At 65.7% G+C, this 16,015-nt stretch carries 14 protein-coding genes; all 14 read left to right on the forward strand.

Features of this window, described 5'->3' with window-relative positions:
• Position 1 precedes the first annotated feature (1 nt).
• The 14 genes from cheA to flhA all read left to right on the forward strand — a co-directional run bounded on the left by cheA (position 2) and on the right by flhA (position 15,764).
• The gene (gene cheA / locus BLV45_RS17225; RefSeq protein WP_090535155.1) at positions 2-2,263 is read left to right on the forward strand and encodes a chemotaxis protein CheA; all 2,262 of its coding nucleotides are present in this window, start codon (positions 2-4) and stop codon (positions 2,261-2,263) included.
• 33 nt (positions 2,264-2,296) lie between these two features.
• Positions 2,297-2,824, forward strand: coding sequence for a chemotaxis protein CheW (cheW, locus tag BLV45_RS17230; RefSeq protein WP_090535303.1), 528 nt, complete (start codon positions 2,297-2,299; stop codon positions 2,822-2,824).
• Positions 2,825-2,870: 46 nt separating this feature from the next.
• Complete coding sequence (locus tag BLV45_RS17235; protein ID WP_090535156.1) at positions 2,871-4,760, forward strand: methyl-accepting chemotaxis protein; 1,890 nt, start codon at positions 2,871-2,873, stop codon at positions 4,758-4,760.
• 81 nt (positions 4,761-4,841) lie between these two features.
• Complete coding sequence (locus BLV45_RS17240) at positions 4,842-5,936, forward strand: IS630 family transposase (protein ID WP_088176764.1); 1,095 nt, start codon at positions 4,842-4,844, stop codon at positions 5,934-5,936.
• Positions 5,933-6,175 carry a DUF6429 family protein gene (locus BLV45_RS17245; RefSeq protein ID WP_088176765.1) on the forward strand — a complete coding sequence of 81 codons (243 nt, stop codon included), beginning with the start codon at positions 5,933-5,935 and terminating at the stop codon, positions 6,173-6,175. The genes BLV45_RS17240 and BLV45_RS17245 overlap by 4 nt, the downstream gene beginning before the upstream one ends.
• A 45-nt stretch (positions 6,176-6,220) precedes the next feature.
• The gene (locus BLV45_RS17250; RefSeq protein WP_090535157.1) at positions 6,221-7,159 is read left to right on the forward strand and encodes a CheR family methyltransferase; all 939 of its coding nucleotides are present in this window, start codon (positions 6,221-6,223) and stop codon (positions 7,157-7,159) included.
• Positions 7,156-7,911: a chemoreceptor glutamine deamidase CheD gene (gene cheD / locus BLV45_RS17255; RefSeq protein ID WP_090535158.1), complete on the forward strand. Its 756-nt coding sequence runs from the start codon at positions 7,156-7,158 to the stop codon at positions 7,909-7,911. Before BLV45_RS17250 ends, cheD begins: the two co-directional genes overlap by 4 nt.
• 5 nt (positions 7,912-7,916) lie before the next feature.
• A complete protein-coding gene (locus tag BLV45_RS17260) occupies positions 7,917-9,002 on the forward strand; it encodes a protein-glutamate methylesterase/protein-glutamine glutaminase (protein WP_176954188.1) in 1,086 nt (361 codons plus the stop codon).
• A 72-nt stretch (positions 9,003-9,074) separates the two neighbouring features.
• Positions 9,075-9,470 (forward strand): chemotaxis response regulator CheY, encoded by a 396-nt coding sequence (gene cheY, locus BLV45_RS17265; protein WP_090535160.1) that lies wholly within the window; start codon positions 9,075-9,077, stop codon positions 9,468-9,470.
• A 2-nt stretch (positions 9,471-9,472) separates the two neighbouring features.
• A complete protein-coding gene (cheZ, locus tag BLV45_RS17270) occupies positions 9,473-10,189 on the forward strand; it encodes a protein phosphatase CheZ (RefSeq protein ID WP_407671026.1) in 717 nt (238 codons plus the stop codon).
• A gap of 246 nt (positions 10,190-10,435) precedes the next feature.
• Entirely contained in the window at positions 10,436-10,972 is a 537-nt protein-coding gene (locus BLV45_RS17275) for a DUF2844 domain-containing protein (RefSeq protein WP_176954197.1), read from the forward strand.
• A 25-nt stretch (positions 10,973-10,997) separates the two neighbouring features.
• Positions 10,998-12,242: a DUF3443 domain-containing protein gene (locus BLV45_RS17280; protein ID WP_407671027.1), complete on the forward strand. Its 1,245-nt coding sequence runs from the start codon at positions 10,998-11,000 to the stop codon at positions 12,240-12,242.
• A gap of 220 nt (positions 12,243-12,462) precedes the next feature.
• Positions 12,463-13,671 carry a flagellar biosynthesis protein FlhB gene (gene flhB / locus BLV45_RS17285; protein ID WP_090535163.1) on the forward strand — a complete coding sequence of 403 codons (1,209 nt, stop codon included), beginning with the start codon at positions 12,463-12,465 and terminating at the stop codon, positions 13,669-13,671.
• Positions 13,668-15,764 (forward strand): flagellar biosynthesis protein FlhA, encoded by a 2,097-nt coding sequence (flhA, locus tag BLV45_RS17290; protein ID WP_090535164.1) that lies wholly within the window; start codon positions 13,668-13,670, stop codon positions 15,762-15,764. The genes flhB and flhA overlap by 4 nt, the downstream gene beginning before the upstream one ends.
• The last annotated feature ends 251 nt before the right edge of the window (positions 15,765-16,015 follow it).

Raw genomic sequence — 16,015 nt, forward strand, 5'->3', positions numbered from 1 at the left:
CATGACACTCGACATCACTCAGTTCTACCAGACGTTCTTCGACGAAGCGGACGAACTGCTCGCGCAGATGGAGCAGCTGCTGCTCAATCTCGACATCGGCCATCCCGATCCGGAAGACCTCGCGGCCATTTTTCGCGCGGCCCACTCGATCAAGGGCGGCGCGGCGACCTTCGGCTTTACCGCACTGACTGAAACGACGCACATTCTCGAGTCGCTGCTCGACCGCGCGCGCAACAACGAACTCGTGCTGCGCAAGGACATGATCGACACGTTCCTCGAAACGAAGGACGTGCTCTCGGGCCAGCTCGCCGACTACCGCGCGAGCGCCGAGCCGGACGCCGCGACCGCGAAGGCGATCCAGGCGCGTCTCGAGTTTCTCTATAACGAAAGCCGCGGGGTGCCCGCGGCCGCACCGGCTCAGGTCGCCGCACCGGCGCTGGCGCCCGCGCCCGCGCTGGCCGAAGCCGCGTCGCCGGGAGGCGCGCCGGAGCACGTGGTCGAACAGGCCGTGCAGGAAGTCGGCGCAAAGCCGTCCGGCGCAGCGTCCGCGACGGCCGGGGCCGCCGGCAATGCGGGCGGACCGCATCTGAAAATCACGCTACGGGGAGTAGGTGAGAAGGACCAGGAACTGCTGACGGAAGAACTCGGCAACCTGGGGCATATCGTCGGACAGGTGAAGACAGGCGGCGATCTGACGCTGTGGCTCGAATCCGATGTGTCGTCCGACGACATCGTCGCCGTGTGCTGTTTCGTGATCGACGACAGTCAGATCGAAATTGGCCGCGGCGCAGCGCCGGTGGACGAGTCGCAGGAGGGCGAACCTGGAACGCCCGCCACTGCGGCTCCGGATCCGGTGGACGCGGGAAGCATGGCAGGTGAAGGCGCGGGGGCGCCGGACATCGCCGTGCCGAACGCGGCAGTCGACGCGCCGCCCGCGCAGGCGGCGAGCGCGTCTGTGTCGCCCGCGGCAGGAGCCGTTGCACCGGCTCCTGCCGCGCAGGGCAGCGCCACGGCGGGCGGCATGGAAGCCGAGCGCAAGGCAGCCGCCCGTCCGGCGGCGGCCAACGCCGGGGAAGGCAGTTCGATTCGCGTCGGCGTCGAAAAGGTGGACCAGTTGATCAACCTCGTCGGTGAACTGGTGATCACGCAGGCGATGCTGGCGGAGACCACCAGCACGTTCGACCCGGCGTTGCACGACCGCCTTTTCAACGGCATGGCGCAGCTCGAGCGCAACGCGCGCGATCTGCAGGAAGCGGTGATGTCGATCCGCATGATGCCGATGGATTACGTCTTCAGCCGCTTTCCGCGCCTCGTGCGCGATCTCGCGGCGAAGCTCGGCAAGGAAGTGGAGCTCGTCACCTTCGGTCAGGCGACCGAACTCGACAAGAGTCTCATCGAACGCATCATCGATCCGCTGACCCACCTCGTGCGCAACAGTCTCGACCACGGTATCGAAACCGTGGAAGCGCGCCGCGCGGCGGGCAAGGATTCGACCGGGCAGCTCGTGCTGTCGGCCGCGCATCACGGCGGCAACATCGTGATCGAAGTGAGCGACGACGGCGCGGGCCTGCGCCGCGACAAGATCCTCGCGAAGGCGGCGAAACAGGGCATGCAGGTCAGCGAAACCATGACCGACGAAGAGGTCTGGAACCTGATCTTCCTGCCGGGCTTCTCGACCGCCGAACAGGTCACCGACGTCTCCGGCCGCGGTGTCGGCATGGACGTCGTGAAGCGGAACATCCAGTCGATGGGCGGTCACGTCGAGATCACGTCGCACGCGGGCAAGGGCAGCACGACGCGCATCGTGTTGCCGCTCACGCTGGCGATTCTCGACGGCATGTCGGTGAAGGTGGGCAGCGAGATTTTCATCCTGCCGCTCAACTTCGTGATGGAGTCGCTCCAGCCGCGCGCCGAGGATATCTACAGCGTCGCCGCCGGCGAACGCGTGGTGCGCGTGCGCGGCGAATATCTGCCGCTCGTCGCGCTTCACGAAGTGTTCTCCGTCGAAGGCGCGAAGGTCGACCCGACGCAGGGCATCGTCACGATCATGCAGACCGAGGGCAGGCGCTTCGCGATGCTGATCGACGAGCTGGTCGGCCAGCAGCAGGTCGTGGTGAAGAACCTCGAAACGAATTACCGCAAGGTACACGGCATTTCCGCCGCGACCATTCTCGGCGACGGCAGTGTTGCGCTGATCGTGGACGTCGCGGCACTGAACCGCGAAAACCGTGCAGCGCACGGCGCGCTGAGCACGCTTTCCTAACCTATCAACCAACCCAACCGTTTGGGGGTTTACGTGGCAGACGTCCAATCCATCAGTTCGACCGTGAGCGGCACGAATGGCCGCCGCGATGCAGGGCAGGCCGACGCCGGCGGCCAGGAATTCCTGGTCTTCACGCTCGGCGAGGAAGAATACGGCATCGACATCCTGAAAGTTCAGGAAATCCGCGGCTACGACAACGTGACGCGCATCGCGAACGCGCCCGAGTTCATCAAGGGCGTGATCAACCTGCGCGGCATCATCGTGCCGATCGTCGACATGCGCATCAAGTTTCACCTGGGCCGCGTCGAGTACGACCACCAGACCGTCGTGATCATCCTGAACGTCGCGCATCGCGTGGTCGGGATGGTGGTCGACGGCGTGTCCGACGTGCTGACGCTCGCGACCGACCAGATCATGCCCGCCCCGGAATTCGGCGCGACGCTGACGACCGAGTACCTGACCGGCCTCGGCACGGTCGATGGCCGCATGCTTATCCTGATGGACATCGAAAAGCTGATGACCAGCCGGGAAATGGCGCTGATCGAATCAATCAGCAAATAAGCCGCGCCGGCGCGCACGAGCAGACAGTAAAACGGGAGAACAGACGATGCTGGGCAAGTTGTCGATCCGCACCTCGCTGACAGCGGTGGGCGCCCTTCTGGTCGCGCTGACCGTGGTGGTCGGCGCACTCGGACTGACGGCGCTGAATCGCGCGAGCCAGTCGCTCGACGCGATCGCGCGTGGCGACCTGGTCGCGATTCACGCGCTCGATGACACGTCGTCGTTCATGCTGCGCTCGCGCATTTCGCTGGACCGCTTCGACGCGCTGACGGTGGCCGGCAACGCCGACGAAGCGAAGAAGGCGTTCGATCGCGCGCAGGTCCTGCTCGGCATGTCGAACGACGCGTGGAAGGTCTATCTCGGCTCAGCGAAGAACGGCGTCGACGCAGCGCTGCTGGACGAGCTGCTGGCGCGCCACACGGCGGTGATGCGCGACGGCGTCGATCCCGAAATCGCGGCGCTGCGCGCAAACGATCTCGCGGCGTATCACGCGATCGCGGACACGAAGATCAGCCCGATGTTCGTCGCCTACGACAACGCCGCCGTGCCGGTCGTCAAGGCGCTGCAGCAGAACGCGCTGGACGGCCAGCGGGCCTCGCAGTCGAACATCTCGACGATGACAGCGCTCATCATCGGCGTGACGGTGCTGGCGCTCGTGCTGGTCGTGCTGATCCGCTTCGCGCTGCGCGGCCTGATCGTGCAGCCGCTGAACGACGCCGTCGAAGCGTTCGAGCGCATCGCCTCGGGCGACCTCACGCATCCGGTCGAAGTGTTCAGCACGAACGAAATCGGACGTCTTTTCAGCGCGATCAGGCACATGCAGGACAGCCTCGCGACGATGGTGAAGTCTGTGCATAGCAGCACCGGTTCGATCGACACCGGCGCGCGCGAGATCGCCATGGGCAACACCGACCTGTCGCAGCGCACCGAGCAGCAGGCGGCTTCGCTGCAACAGACCGCGTCGAGCATGGAGCAGCTCACGGGCACCGTGCGCCAGAACGCGGAAAACGCGCGCCAGGCGAGCCAGCTGGCCGTCAACGCGTCCGATATCGCGACGCGCGGCGGCGACGTGGTGAGCCAGGTCGTCACCACGATGCAGGACATCGCGACGAGTTCGAACAAGGTCGTCGACATCATCGGCGTGATCGAGGGCATCGCGTTCCAGACCAATATTCTGGCGCTGAACGCAGCCGTCGAGGCGGCGCGGGCCGGCGAGCAGGGCCGCGGTTTCGCGGTCGTCGCCGGCGAGGTGCGCAGCCTCGCGCAACGCAGCGCGAGCGCGGCGAAGGAAATCAAGGAACTGATCGGCACGTCCACCGACAAGGTTCAGAGCGGTTCGGTGCTGGTGGGCCGCGCCGGCACGACGATGGACGAGATCGTGCAGGCCGTGCGCCGCGTGACCGACATCATGGGCGAGATCAGCGCGGCGTCGGAGGAGCAGTCGACCGGCATCGAGCAGGTCAACCGCGCCGTCGTGCAGATGGACGAAGTGACGCAGCAGAACGCGGCGCTCGTCGAGGAAGCGGCGGCCGCCGCCGCGTCGCTCGAGGAACAGACACGCCAGTTGCAGGCCGTGGTCGGCGGCTGGCGGGTAGTGGGTGGCGTTCACGAGCAGCAGCGCAGCAGTGTCGCGCGGCCGCAGCGTACGCGCGCGGCGGCAATTCCGACGGCTTCGGCGGCGAAGCCCGCCGCGCAGGCCGCGGCGACGCCTTCGGCCGCTCCGGCGCCCGCGGTACACGCGACAAAGCTGCCCGCGCCCGCGCAGGCAGCACCCGCGGCGGCACCGCTTCTGAGGCCCGAACCCGCAGCGCTCCGTTCCGAATCCGCGGCGAAACAGAGGAAACCATCGGCAGGCACAGGTGAGACGGCAGCGCGCCCGGCCCCCCCACCTGCGTCCAGTACAGCCGGCTCCGACGCCGACTGGGAAACGTTCTAGTGTCTTGAGTTAAAAATTCATTGAATGATGCCGATCACGTACTAAAGTGTTCTGTGTAGCACTTGATACGCGGAGGCAACGATGAGTGGACGGTCCAAAGGGGAACTCGTGCTGAGCGATTCGGAGCGCGAAGACCTGCAAGCGCTGACGATGCGACGCAAGACCGCGCAGGCCCTGGCATTGCGCGCGCGCATCGTGTTGGCCTGTGCCGATGGCATGGACAACAAGACAGTTGCGGCGAAACAGCGGGTCACACAGCAAACGGTTTCGAAGTGGCGGGCGCGGTTCGTGATCCATCGTGTGGACGGCCTGCTCGATGCACCACGGCCCGGCGCACCGAGGACGATTGATGACGCGCGCGTCGATGCGGTCATCGCGAAGACGCTCGAGTCCGTGCCTGTCGGAGCGACCCACTGGAGCACGCGCACGATGGCTCGCGAAATGAAATTGTCGCAGACGGCGGTCACACGAATCTGGCGTGCTTTTGGCTTGCAACCGCATCGGCAGGAAACGTTCAAGCTTTCCAGCGATCCGATGTTCGTCGACAAGGTGCGAGATATCGTCGGGCTTTACCTGGACCCGCCGCTCAAGGCCATGGTGCTGTGCGTGGACGAGAAGAGCCAGATTCAGGCGCTCGATCGCACGCAACCCATGTTGCCGTTGGCACCCGGCATCCCTGAGCGACGTACCCACGATTACATGCGCCACGGTACGACCACCCTGTTCGCGGCGCTGGACATCGCTACTGGTGAAGTAATCGGCGAGGTACATCGGCGCCATCGCAGCAGCGAATTTGTGCGCTTTCTGCGCACCATCGAAGCCAGCGTGCCGTCTTACCTGGAGGTGCATCTGGTGATGGACAACTATGGCACGCACAAAACACCCTCGATCAAGGCCTGGTTTGCTCGTCATCCTCGCTTCCATGTTCACTTCACGCCCACCTCGGCGTCGTGGCTTAACCAGGTCGAGCGATGGTTTGCCGCGCTCACTGAAAAATACCTTCGACGCGGTACGCATCGGTCGACACGTCAACTCGAAGACGCGATCCGTCATTATCTGGATGTCTATAACGCGAACCCCAAACCGTTTGTCTGGAGCAAGTCGGCGGACGCGATCCTGGCCAGCCTCGAACGGTTTTGTGTGCAGGTCCGCAAGGCTGCGGCAGGAGCATCATGAATATCAATACCGACGCAATTGATGAAGTTTCCCTCGCGCTTCTCTACCTGACCCTGCATGACCGATACCGTGCATGGAAGGGCTTCGACTGGGATGTGCTGAACCGACTCCATGAACGAGGCTTCATCGAAGACCCGGTCAACAAGACGAAGTCCGTGATCTTTACGGAAGAAGGACTGCGCGAGTCCGAGCGACTTTTTAATCAGCACTTTGTCATTCCGGACAGAACCGGGTCTTGATTCAACGAACTTCTAACTCACGACACTAGGAACCGGCGATCAGGCATGATGGCAACGCGCGCAGAACCGCGGCCCGAACGGGCCGACGCAATCCGTTCCGGTGATCAGGGACGTGATTTCGAGTTCACGTCGGCGGATTTCGAACGTATCCGCGAGCTGATCCATCGCGGCGCGGGCATCTCGCTGTCGGACCACAAGCGCGACATGGCGTACAGCCGTCTCGCGCGGCGCCTGCGCGCGCGCGGCCTCGAAAGCTTCAAGTCGTATCTCGACCTGCTCGAATCGGCGAACGATCCGGCCGAGTGGGAAGCGTTCACGAACGCGCTCACCACGAACCTCACGGCGTTTTTCCGCGAGGCGCATCACTTTCCGATCCTCGCCGACTTCGTGAAGAAGCGCAGCGCGCCGGTGTCGGTGTGGTGCTCGGCGGCATCGACGGGCGAAGAGCCGTATTCGATCGCGATGACGCTGATCGAGGCGCTCGGCGACAGCGCGGCGCGCAGCGCGACCGTACTCGCCACCGACATCGACACGCAGGTGCTCGCCAAGGCCGAAGCCGGCACGTATCAGTTCGACCAGGTCAAGCACCTGTCGCCGGAGCGGCTCAAGCGCTTCTTTTTGCGCGGCACCGGCGCGCATGCCGGCATGGTGAAGGTGCGCCCGGAAGTGCGCGCGATGGTCCGCTTCGACCAGCTCAACCTGACCGACCGCGATTACGCGTTGCGCTCGCAGTTCGACGCGATCTTCTGCCGCAACGTGATGATCTATTTCGACAAGCCGACGCAGTCGCACGTGCTGTCGCGCTTCGAGCCGCTCGTGAAGCCGGGCGGGCTGCTGTTCGCCGGCCATTCCGAGAACTTCACGTATGTGACGCAGGCCTTCAGGCTGCGCGGCCAGACCGTCTATGAACTGACGCGCGACAGCGGCGGCGCGCGCGCCACGTCGCGGCACGCCGCGCCGGCAGCGGGTGAGGTCAGCGTATGAGCAGCACCTTGCCGATCGCGAACAATCTCTATTTCGACAATCACTTCAAGCGTCCCGGCGTCAAGCTGCTGCCGAACGAGTTCTATACGACCTCCGAAGACATGGTGCTCGTCACCGTGCTCGGCTCGTGCGTGGCCGCGTGCATCCAGGATCGCACGGCGGGCATCGGCGGCATGAATCACTTCATGTTGCCCGATGACGGCGCCGACGTCGTGCAGGCCGCGTCGGATTCGATGCGCTATGGCGCGTACGCCATGGAAGTGCTGATCAACGAGCTTATCAAGGCGGGCGGACGGCGCGAGCGCCTCGAAGCCAAGGTGTTCGGCGGCGCGGCCGTGCTCGCCGGCATGACGACGATGAACATCGGCGATCGCAACTCGGAGTTCGTGCGCCGCTATCTCGCGCTCGAAAAAATCCGCATCGTCGCCGAGGACCTGCAGGGCGGCCATCCGCGCAAGGTGGCGTTCATGCCGCGCACGGGCCAGGTGATGGTGAAGAAGCTGCGCCTGCAACAGGATCAGGGCGTCACCGAGCGCGAGCAGGCGCTCGCCCGGCAGACCGCCGAAGCGCGCGCCGACCGGCTCGCGCGGGCCCGCGAGCGGGTCGAACTCTTTGCGTCGCCGGCTGGCAGGCCGCGCATCGAGCTGTTCGGCTCCGCACCCGCAGCCGCGCCGGCGAAGCCCCGTATCGAACTGTCTGGCGCCACGCGCCCGACGACCCAGAACAACGCCAGGACCGTAGAGGAGGCGTGACAGCCGTGCAAAAAATCAAGGTATTGTGTGTCGACGATTCAGCGCTGATCCGTAGCCTGATGACGGAAATCATCAATAGCCAGCCGGACATGACCGTCGTCGCGACCGCGCCGGATCCGCTCGTCGCGCGCGATCTCATCAAGCAGCACAACCCGGACGTGTTGACGCTCGACGTCGAAATGCCGCGCATGGACGGCCTCGACTTCCTCGAGAAGCTGATGCGCCTGCGGCCCATGCCGGTCGTGATGGTGTCGTCGCTGACCGAGCGCGGCTCGGAAATCACGCTGCGCGCGCTCGAACTCGGCGCGGTGGATTTCGTGACGAAGCCGCGCGTCGGCATCCGTGACGGCATGCTCGACTACGCCGAAAAACTCGCCGACAAGGTGCGCGCCGCCGCCCGCGCCCGCGTGCGCCAGGCCGCGCCCGCGCCGCATCCCGGCGCGCCCGCGCAGGCGCCTGCCACCCCGGCGCCGCTCTTCAACAATCCGCTGGTGTCGACCGAAAAGCTGATCATCGTCGGCGCGTCGACGGGCGGCACCGAGGCGATCCGCGAAGTGCTCGTGCCGTTGCCGCCGGACGCGCCGGCCGTGCTGATCGCGCAGCACATGCCGCCCGGATTTACAAAATCTTTTGCGCAACGGCTCAATGGTTTGTGCCGGATTACCGTTAAAGAAGCTGAGCACGGTGAACGCGTGCTGCCGGGCCACGCCTATATCGCGCCCGGCCACGCTCATCTCTTGCTGGCAAGAAGCGGTGCGAACTATATTGCGCACCTGTCCGAGGAGCCGCCGGTGAACCGGCACCGCCCTTCGGTGGATGTGCTGTTCCGCTCGGCCGCGCAGCACGCGGGCAAGAACGCACTCGGCGTGATCCTGACCGGCATGGGGCGCGACGGTGCGGCAGGGTTGCTGGATATGAAAAAGGCGGGCGCGTACACGCTCGCTCAGGATGAGGCGAGCTGCATCGTGTTCGGGATGCCGCGCGAAGCCATTGCATTGGGCGCCGCGGACGAAATCGCCTCGCTTTCCGACATGAGCCGGCGCGTCATGGCCCGTCTTGCGTCGATGGGCGACCGCGTACAGCGGGTATGATGCCGGCCTGGAACTGGACGAACAGGCGGGACGCTCGCCGCACCTTCGAAGACACGGGAAAAGGGAATTGAAATGGATAAGGGAATGAAAATTCTGGTGGTGGACGACTTTCCGACGATGCGCCGGATCGTTCGCAACCTGCTGAAGGAACTGGGCTATTCGAACGTCGACGAGGCGGAAGACGGCGCGGTCGGGCTGTCGCGCCTGCGCAGCGGCCGCTACGACTTCGTGATTTCCGACTGGAACATGCCGAATCTCGACGGCCTCGCGATGCTGAAGGAAATTCGCGCCGACGCGAACCTGACGCACCTGCCGGTGCTGATGGTGACGGCGGAATCGAAGAAGGAAAACATCATCGCGGCGGCGCAGGCCGGTGCGAGCGGCTATGTGGTCAAGCCGTTCACGGCGGTGACGCTCGACGAGAAGCTCAACAAGATTCTCGAGAAGATGGCGAAGACGGGGAGCTGATGGTGAACGAGCCGACCGACGCGCAAGGCGCCGATTCGCGGGACGACGGCAGCGATATCGCAACCGACCGTATTCTCGCCCGCATCGGGCAACTGACGCGCACGCTGCGCGATTCGATGCGCGAACTGGGGCTCGACAAGCACGTCGAGCGTGCCGCGGAAGCCGTGCCGGACGCACGCGACCGTCTGAAGTACGTCGTGATGATGACGGAGCAGGCCGCCGAACGCGTGCTGACCGCCATCGAGATCGCGAAGCCGGTGCAGGAGCAGTTGCAGAAAGACGCGGCCCAGCTCGAGGCGCGCTGGGACGAGTGGTATGCCGCGCCCATCGAACGCGAGGAAGTGCGCGCGCTGATGGGCGACACGCGCACGTTCCTGAAGAACCTGCCCGATTCGACGACGGCGACCAGCTCGCAACTGCTCGAAATCATGCTCGCGCAGGATTTCCAGGACCTGACGGGCCAGGTCATCAAGAAGATCATGGACGTCGTGTACCTGATCGAGCAGCAGCTGCTTGGCGTGCTGGTCGAGAACATCGCGCCGGAGCGCCGCGAGCAGTTCGCGGCGACCGCGGCCGCGCTGGTGGCTTCCGAACCGGCCTCCTCGACGGGCAGCCCGGAAGGCCTGCTCAACGGACCGCAGATCAACCCGGAAGGCAAGGCCGACGTCGTGCAGGATCAGGCGCAGGTCGACGATCTGCTCGCGAGCCTCGGGTTTTGATGCACGGCCGCGTGGCGGCGCGCGTTGCCCTCACGTGGCGTGACGCGCGGTGACCGTCACGCGAGCTTGCCGTCCGGCAAAACAGACTCTTTGAAATAATCCACAGGCATACTACGGCGACAGGACGCTGGCGCCCCGAATCGCGCTGAATCACCCGATTTGCGGCGCGCCGGCGGGCCCGTTCCAGAACTGCGGGTTCGCAGCCGTGCGAATCCGGCGGTCACTGCCAGGGGGAGCCAGGGAATGCTGAAATCGAGTCGCCTCGCGCGCGTCGTCACGCTGACGTCGCTCGGATTGTGCTGTACGTTGATCGCTGCCCGTTCCGCCCAGGCAGGCCTGGGCGGCAGTCCGATGACCACGCCCGCGGGGGCGTCCACCTCGTCGCGCGTCGTGCAGGGTTCGTCGATTGTGTCTCGCGCGGCTTCCGCGGCGTCTTCTTCCGCTTCGCTCTCCCAGTCCGCTTCCGCCACCTACACCGTTCGCGAGACGACGTTCGGCTCCGGCACCGTCGTCCACGAATATGTGTCGTCGGCGGGGACGGTGTTCGGCATCGCGTGGCAGGGCCCGCAGATGCCCGATCTCGCCACTCTGCTCGGCAGCTACTTCCCGCAATACGTCGACGCCGTGAAGGCCTCGCGCGCGACGCTCGGCCGGCGCGGCGTGAGCGCGATCAATCAGGACACGCTGGTGGTGCGCTCCGGCGGTCACATGGGCGCGTTCGCCGGCGTCGCGTGGCTGCCGCAGGCGCTGCCGGCGGGCGTCAGCGGCCAGGACATCCAGTGATCCCTTGACCACCAGGAGACGAAGCGTGCAAATCACAACAAAGCTCAAGGGATGGATGCAGGTCGTGGTGGTGGTTGTCGTGGCGTCGCTCGTCGCGGCGTGCGGCGGAGGCGGAGGCAGCAGCAACAATTCGGGCGGCGACGGCATCAGTTCGCTGCCGGCCGGCCCGACGCAGCAGCCGATCGCGGCGGGCGCCGCGAACACCGTCGCGATCACCGTCGACAAGGGCCTGAAGAATGTCATCAACATTCCCACCGTGAGCGTGCGGATCTGCACGCCGGGCAGCACGGCGAACTGCCAGGTCATCGATCACGTGCAGCTCGACACGGGCTCGTACGGGTTGCGGATCGTGAGTACGGCGCTTGCGCTGGCGTTGCCGGTCACGCAGGTCAACGGCTCGCAGCAACTGGCCGAATGCACGTCTTTCGCCGACGGTTTCACGTGGGGCTCCGTGCGTACCGCCGACGTGACCATCGGCCAGAAGCAGGCCCCCAGCCTGCCGGTCCAGATCATCGGTGATCTATCGGCGGCCTCCGTGCCCACGACATGCACCGGCGTGCCGGAAAACACCGTCGACGACCTGCGCGTGAACGGCATTCTCGGCATCGGCGTGATGCCGAACGACTGCGGCACGACGTGTCTGACCGCGTCTTCCAGCAACTACTACGGGTGTATCGGCAACAACTGTACGCGCACGGCCGTGACGACGGGCGTGCAGGTTACCAACCCGGTGCCGAAATTCACCGGCGACAACAACGGCGTGATCGTGCAACTTCCGCCGGTGTCGAATACCGGCGCGGCGTCGGCGCAGGGCACGCTCGTGTTCGGCATCAACACGCAGTCGAACAACACGCTGATGGCCGCGCAGACCTTCCTGTCCGATCCCGCCGGCGATCTGCCCGGCAGCACGTTCAACGGCAATCCCGCGGTCGCGCTTTTCGACACGGGCTCGAACGGCAATTTCTTCGACGATTCGACGCTCGCCGCCTGCGGCAGCAACGAGCCGGGCTTCTACTGCCCACCGGCCGCGCAGACGCGCCCCTTCACGGTGAAGGGCTCCGGCAGCGCGAGCGCGACCGTCAACATGAACGTCGTCAGCGCGGCGACGCTCATCGCGAGCGGCACCAACTTCGCGTTCAACGACCTGGCCGGCCAGGGCATCCGGGCCGGCTGGGTCGATCTCGGCCTGCCGTTTTTCTTCGGACGCCATGTGTACCTCGGCATGAATCAGAGCGCGTCGGGCGGTGCGGCGCCGTTCATCGCGTTCTGACCGGGCGGGGCGGCTCCGCCTGACACGGCGCCGCCCCGGTACCCGGTCATACCGCCGCGCCACCACCGCGCCACCGCGCCGCACCAACGCCTCCCGCGCGTTTCATCCCCCGAAATACCCCCCTTTCCCCGGCTTTATCCGCCGATCGTCGCTCGACTTCTGCGGGAATAATCGCTCTCACTGAAAAAGGGCATGGTGCCCCGATCATCTGGAGAGCGCGTTGGCAGAGGATAGCGACCTCGACAAAACCGAATCGGCCACTCCCCGGCGCATCGACAAGGCGCGGGAAGAGGGGCAGGTTGCGCGTTCCCGGGAGCTTTCCACCTTTGCGCTGCTGTCGGCGGGCTTTTTCGGCACGTGGGCGATGTCCGGTTCGATCGGCGAGCACACGCAGAACATGCTGCGCGCGGCCTTCACGTTCGACCACGCGACTGTCTTCGAGACGCGCCGCATGCTGATCGGCGCGGGCGTGGTGGGTCGCGAAGGCCTGTCGGCGCTGTTCCCGATTCTCGCGCTGACGGGCGCCGCCGCGCTGCTCTCGCCGCTCGCGCTCGGCGGCTGGCTGATCTCGACGAAATCCTGGGAGCCGAAGTTCAGCCGGCTCAACCCGATCACCGGTCTCGGCCGCATGTTTTCGATCAACGGCCCGATCCAGCTTGGCCTGTCGCTCGCCAAGACGCTGGTGGTCGGCATCATCGGCGCCACGGCGATCATGAGCCATCGCGATGAAATCCTCGCGCTCGGGATGCAGCCGATGCAAGAGGCGTTCGCCAACGCGGTTCATCTGATTGGTGTCTGCTGCGGCATGACCGTGGCCGGCATGGCGCTCGTCGCCGCGCTCGACGTGCCGTATCAGCTCTGGTCGTACCACAAGAAGTTGCGCATGACGAAGGACGAAGTGAAACGCGAGCACCGCGAAAACGAAGGCGACCCGCACGTGAAGGGCCGCATCCGCCAGCAGCAGCGCGCGATCGCGCGGCGCCGGATGATGGCGGAAGTGCCGAAGGCGGACGTCGTCGTGACCAACCCGACTCACTTCGCCGTCGCGTTGCAGTACACGGACGGCGAGATGCGCGCGCCGAAGGTCGTCGCCAAGGGCGTGAACCTCGTGGCGGCGCGCATTCGCGAGCTGGCCGCCGAAAACAACGTGCCGCTGCTCGAGGCGCCGCCGCTCGCGCGGGCGCTGTATCACAACGTCGAGTTGAACCGCGAAATTCCGGGCCCGCTCTACGGCGCGGTCGCCGAAGTGCTGGCGTGGGTCTACCAGCTCAAGCGGTTCCGGGACGAAGGCGGCGAAGCGCCGGTCGCGCCGACGGAGTTCGACGTACCCGCCGATCTCGACAAGGGCGCCGTCGCCGACGACGAAGCTGATCAGGAAGCCGCCGACGCGCTCGGCGATGAAAACGAAGACAAGGGAGCCTCAGCATGAACGCACGCGTCGGGTTCCTCTCGCGACGGCCGGAAGCATTGAGCGGCACCAACCTGCGCGCGCTCGCGGGTCCGGTGCTGATCGTCATGATCCTCGGCATGATGATCCTGCCGCTGCCGCCGTTCCTGCTGGACCTGCTGTTCACGTTCAACATCGCGCTTTCGGTGATGGTGCTGCTCGTCGCCATGTACACGATGAAGCCGCTCGATTTCGCGGCGTTCCCGAGCGTGCTGCTGTTCTCCACGCTGCTGCGGCTCTCGCTGAACGTCGCGTCCACGCGGGTCGTGCTGCTCGAGGGCCACAACGGCCCGGATGCGGCGGGCCAGGTGATCGAGTCGTTCGGTCACTTCCTCGTGGGCGGCAACTTCGCGGTCGGTATCGTCGTCTTCATCATCCTGATGGTGATCAACTTCATGGTGATCACGAAGGGCGCGGGGCGGATCGCGGAAGTGTCCGCGCGCTTCACGCTCGACGCGATGCCCGGCAAGCAGATGGCGATCGACGCCGACCTGAACGCCGGCCTCATCAACGAGGAACAGGCGCGCAAGCGCCGCCTGGAAATCTCGCAGGAAGCCGAGTTCTACGGCTCGATGGACGGCGCGAGCAAGTTCGTGCGCGGCGACGCGATCGCCGGGCTGCTGATCATGGTGATCAACATCTTCGGCGGCCTGATCGTGGGCGTCGTGCAGCACGGCATGGACTTCGCCGCGGCCGGCAAGGTCTACACGCTGCTGACGATCGGCGACGGCCTCGTCGCGCAGATCCCCTCGCTCGTGATTTCAACGGCAGCCGGTGTGATCGTCTCGCGCGTCGCGACCAACGAAGACATCGGCACGCAGCTCACCGGCCAGCTTTTCACGAACCCGCGCGTGCTGATGATCACCGGCGCGATCCTCGTGCTGATGGGCCTGATTCCTGGCATGCCGCACTTCGCGTTCATCCTGCTCGGCGGCGGCCTGATCCAGCTTGGCCGCACGATGAAAAAGCGCGCGTCGCAGAGCCGGACCGCCGCCGCGCTCATCGACGTCGCGCCGGCCGCGCTCACGCCGACGGAAGCGACGGAAGCAAGCTGGGACGACGTGACGATGATCGACACGCTCGGCCTCGAAGTCGGCTACCGGCTGATTCCGCTCGTCGACAAGAATTCCGACGGCGAGCTGCTCAAGCGGATCAAGAGCATCCGCAAGAAATTCGCGCAGGAAATCGGCTTCCTGCCGCCGGTGATCCACATCCGCGACAACCTGGAACTGCGGCCGAACGGCTACCGGATCGCGCTGAAGGGCGTCGAAGTGGGCGTCGGCGAGGCGTATCCGGGCCAGTGGCTCGCGATCAATCCGGGTCAGGTGACGGCCGCGCTGCCGGGCTCGCCCACCCAGGACCCGGCCTTCGGTCTGCCGGCCGTCTGGATCGACACGAACCTGCGCGAACAGGCGCAGGTGTACGGCTACACGGTGGTCGATTCGAGCACGGTCGTCGCGACGCACCTGAATCACCTGGTCGTCACGTATGCGTCGGAGCTGCTCGGCCGTCAGGAAGTGCAGTCGCTCATCGAGCGGATGCAGAAGGACACGCCTTCGCTCGTCGACGACCTGGTGCCGAAGATCCTGTCGCTCACGACGCTGCAAAAGGTGTTGCAGAACCTGCTGGAAGAAGGCGTGCCGATTCGCGACCTGCGCACGATTCTCGAAGCGCTCGCCGAACACGCGCCGAAGATCACGGACGCGCACGAACTCACGGCGGCGGTGCGTCTCGCGCTCGGTCGCGCGATCACGCAGCAGTGGTTCCCGGGCAGCGGCGACATGCAGGTGATGGGCCTCGACCCGAATCTCGAACGGGTGCTGTCGCAGGCGCTCGCGACCGGCGCGAATCCGGGCCTCGAACCAGGTCTCGCGAATACGCTTCTGACCGAGGTGCAGAAGGCGATGACGCGCCAGCAGCATCTGGGGCTCGCGCCCGTGCTGCTCGTGCAGCATGCGCTGCGCGCGATGCTCGCGCGCTTCCTGCGTCGCAGCCTGCCGCAACTGAAAGTGCTGTCCTACGCGGAAGTGCCCGACACGCGGCACGTGCGCGTTGCCAATGTGATTGGCGCGTAAGGCCGGCCGCGCCGTGCCGTCCGTCTTGCCGCGCCGCGGGTGTCGAGCCGGCGGCCCGCGCACGCGTCCATACCCCGTTCCCGTTGCCTCCCGCGCCGCTCGCGGCGCGCCGGAGCGCGTATCAAATGCGGCCGCCCCGGCGTGCCGGCACCGTGCGCGCCACGCGCCTAATGCGCGAATTGCCCGCCTTTCCCGGTCTTTATCCATCGATGGGCGCTGGACTTAATTCGCAATAATCAGCCTCAATGGGA

The sequence above is a fragment of the Paraburkholderia sartisoli genome (assembly GCF_900107685.1).
In the GTDB taxonomy this organism is placed as follows: domain Bacteria; phylum Pseudomonadota; class Gammaproteobacteria; order Burkholderiales; family Burkholderiaceae; genus Paraburkholderia; species Paraburkholderia sartisoli.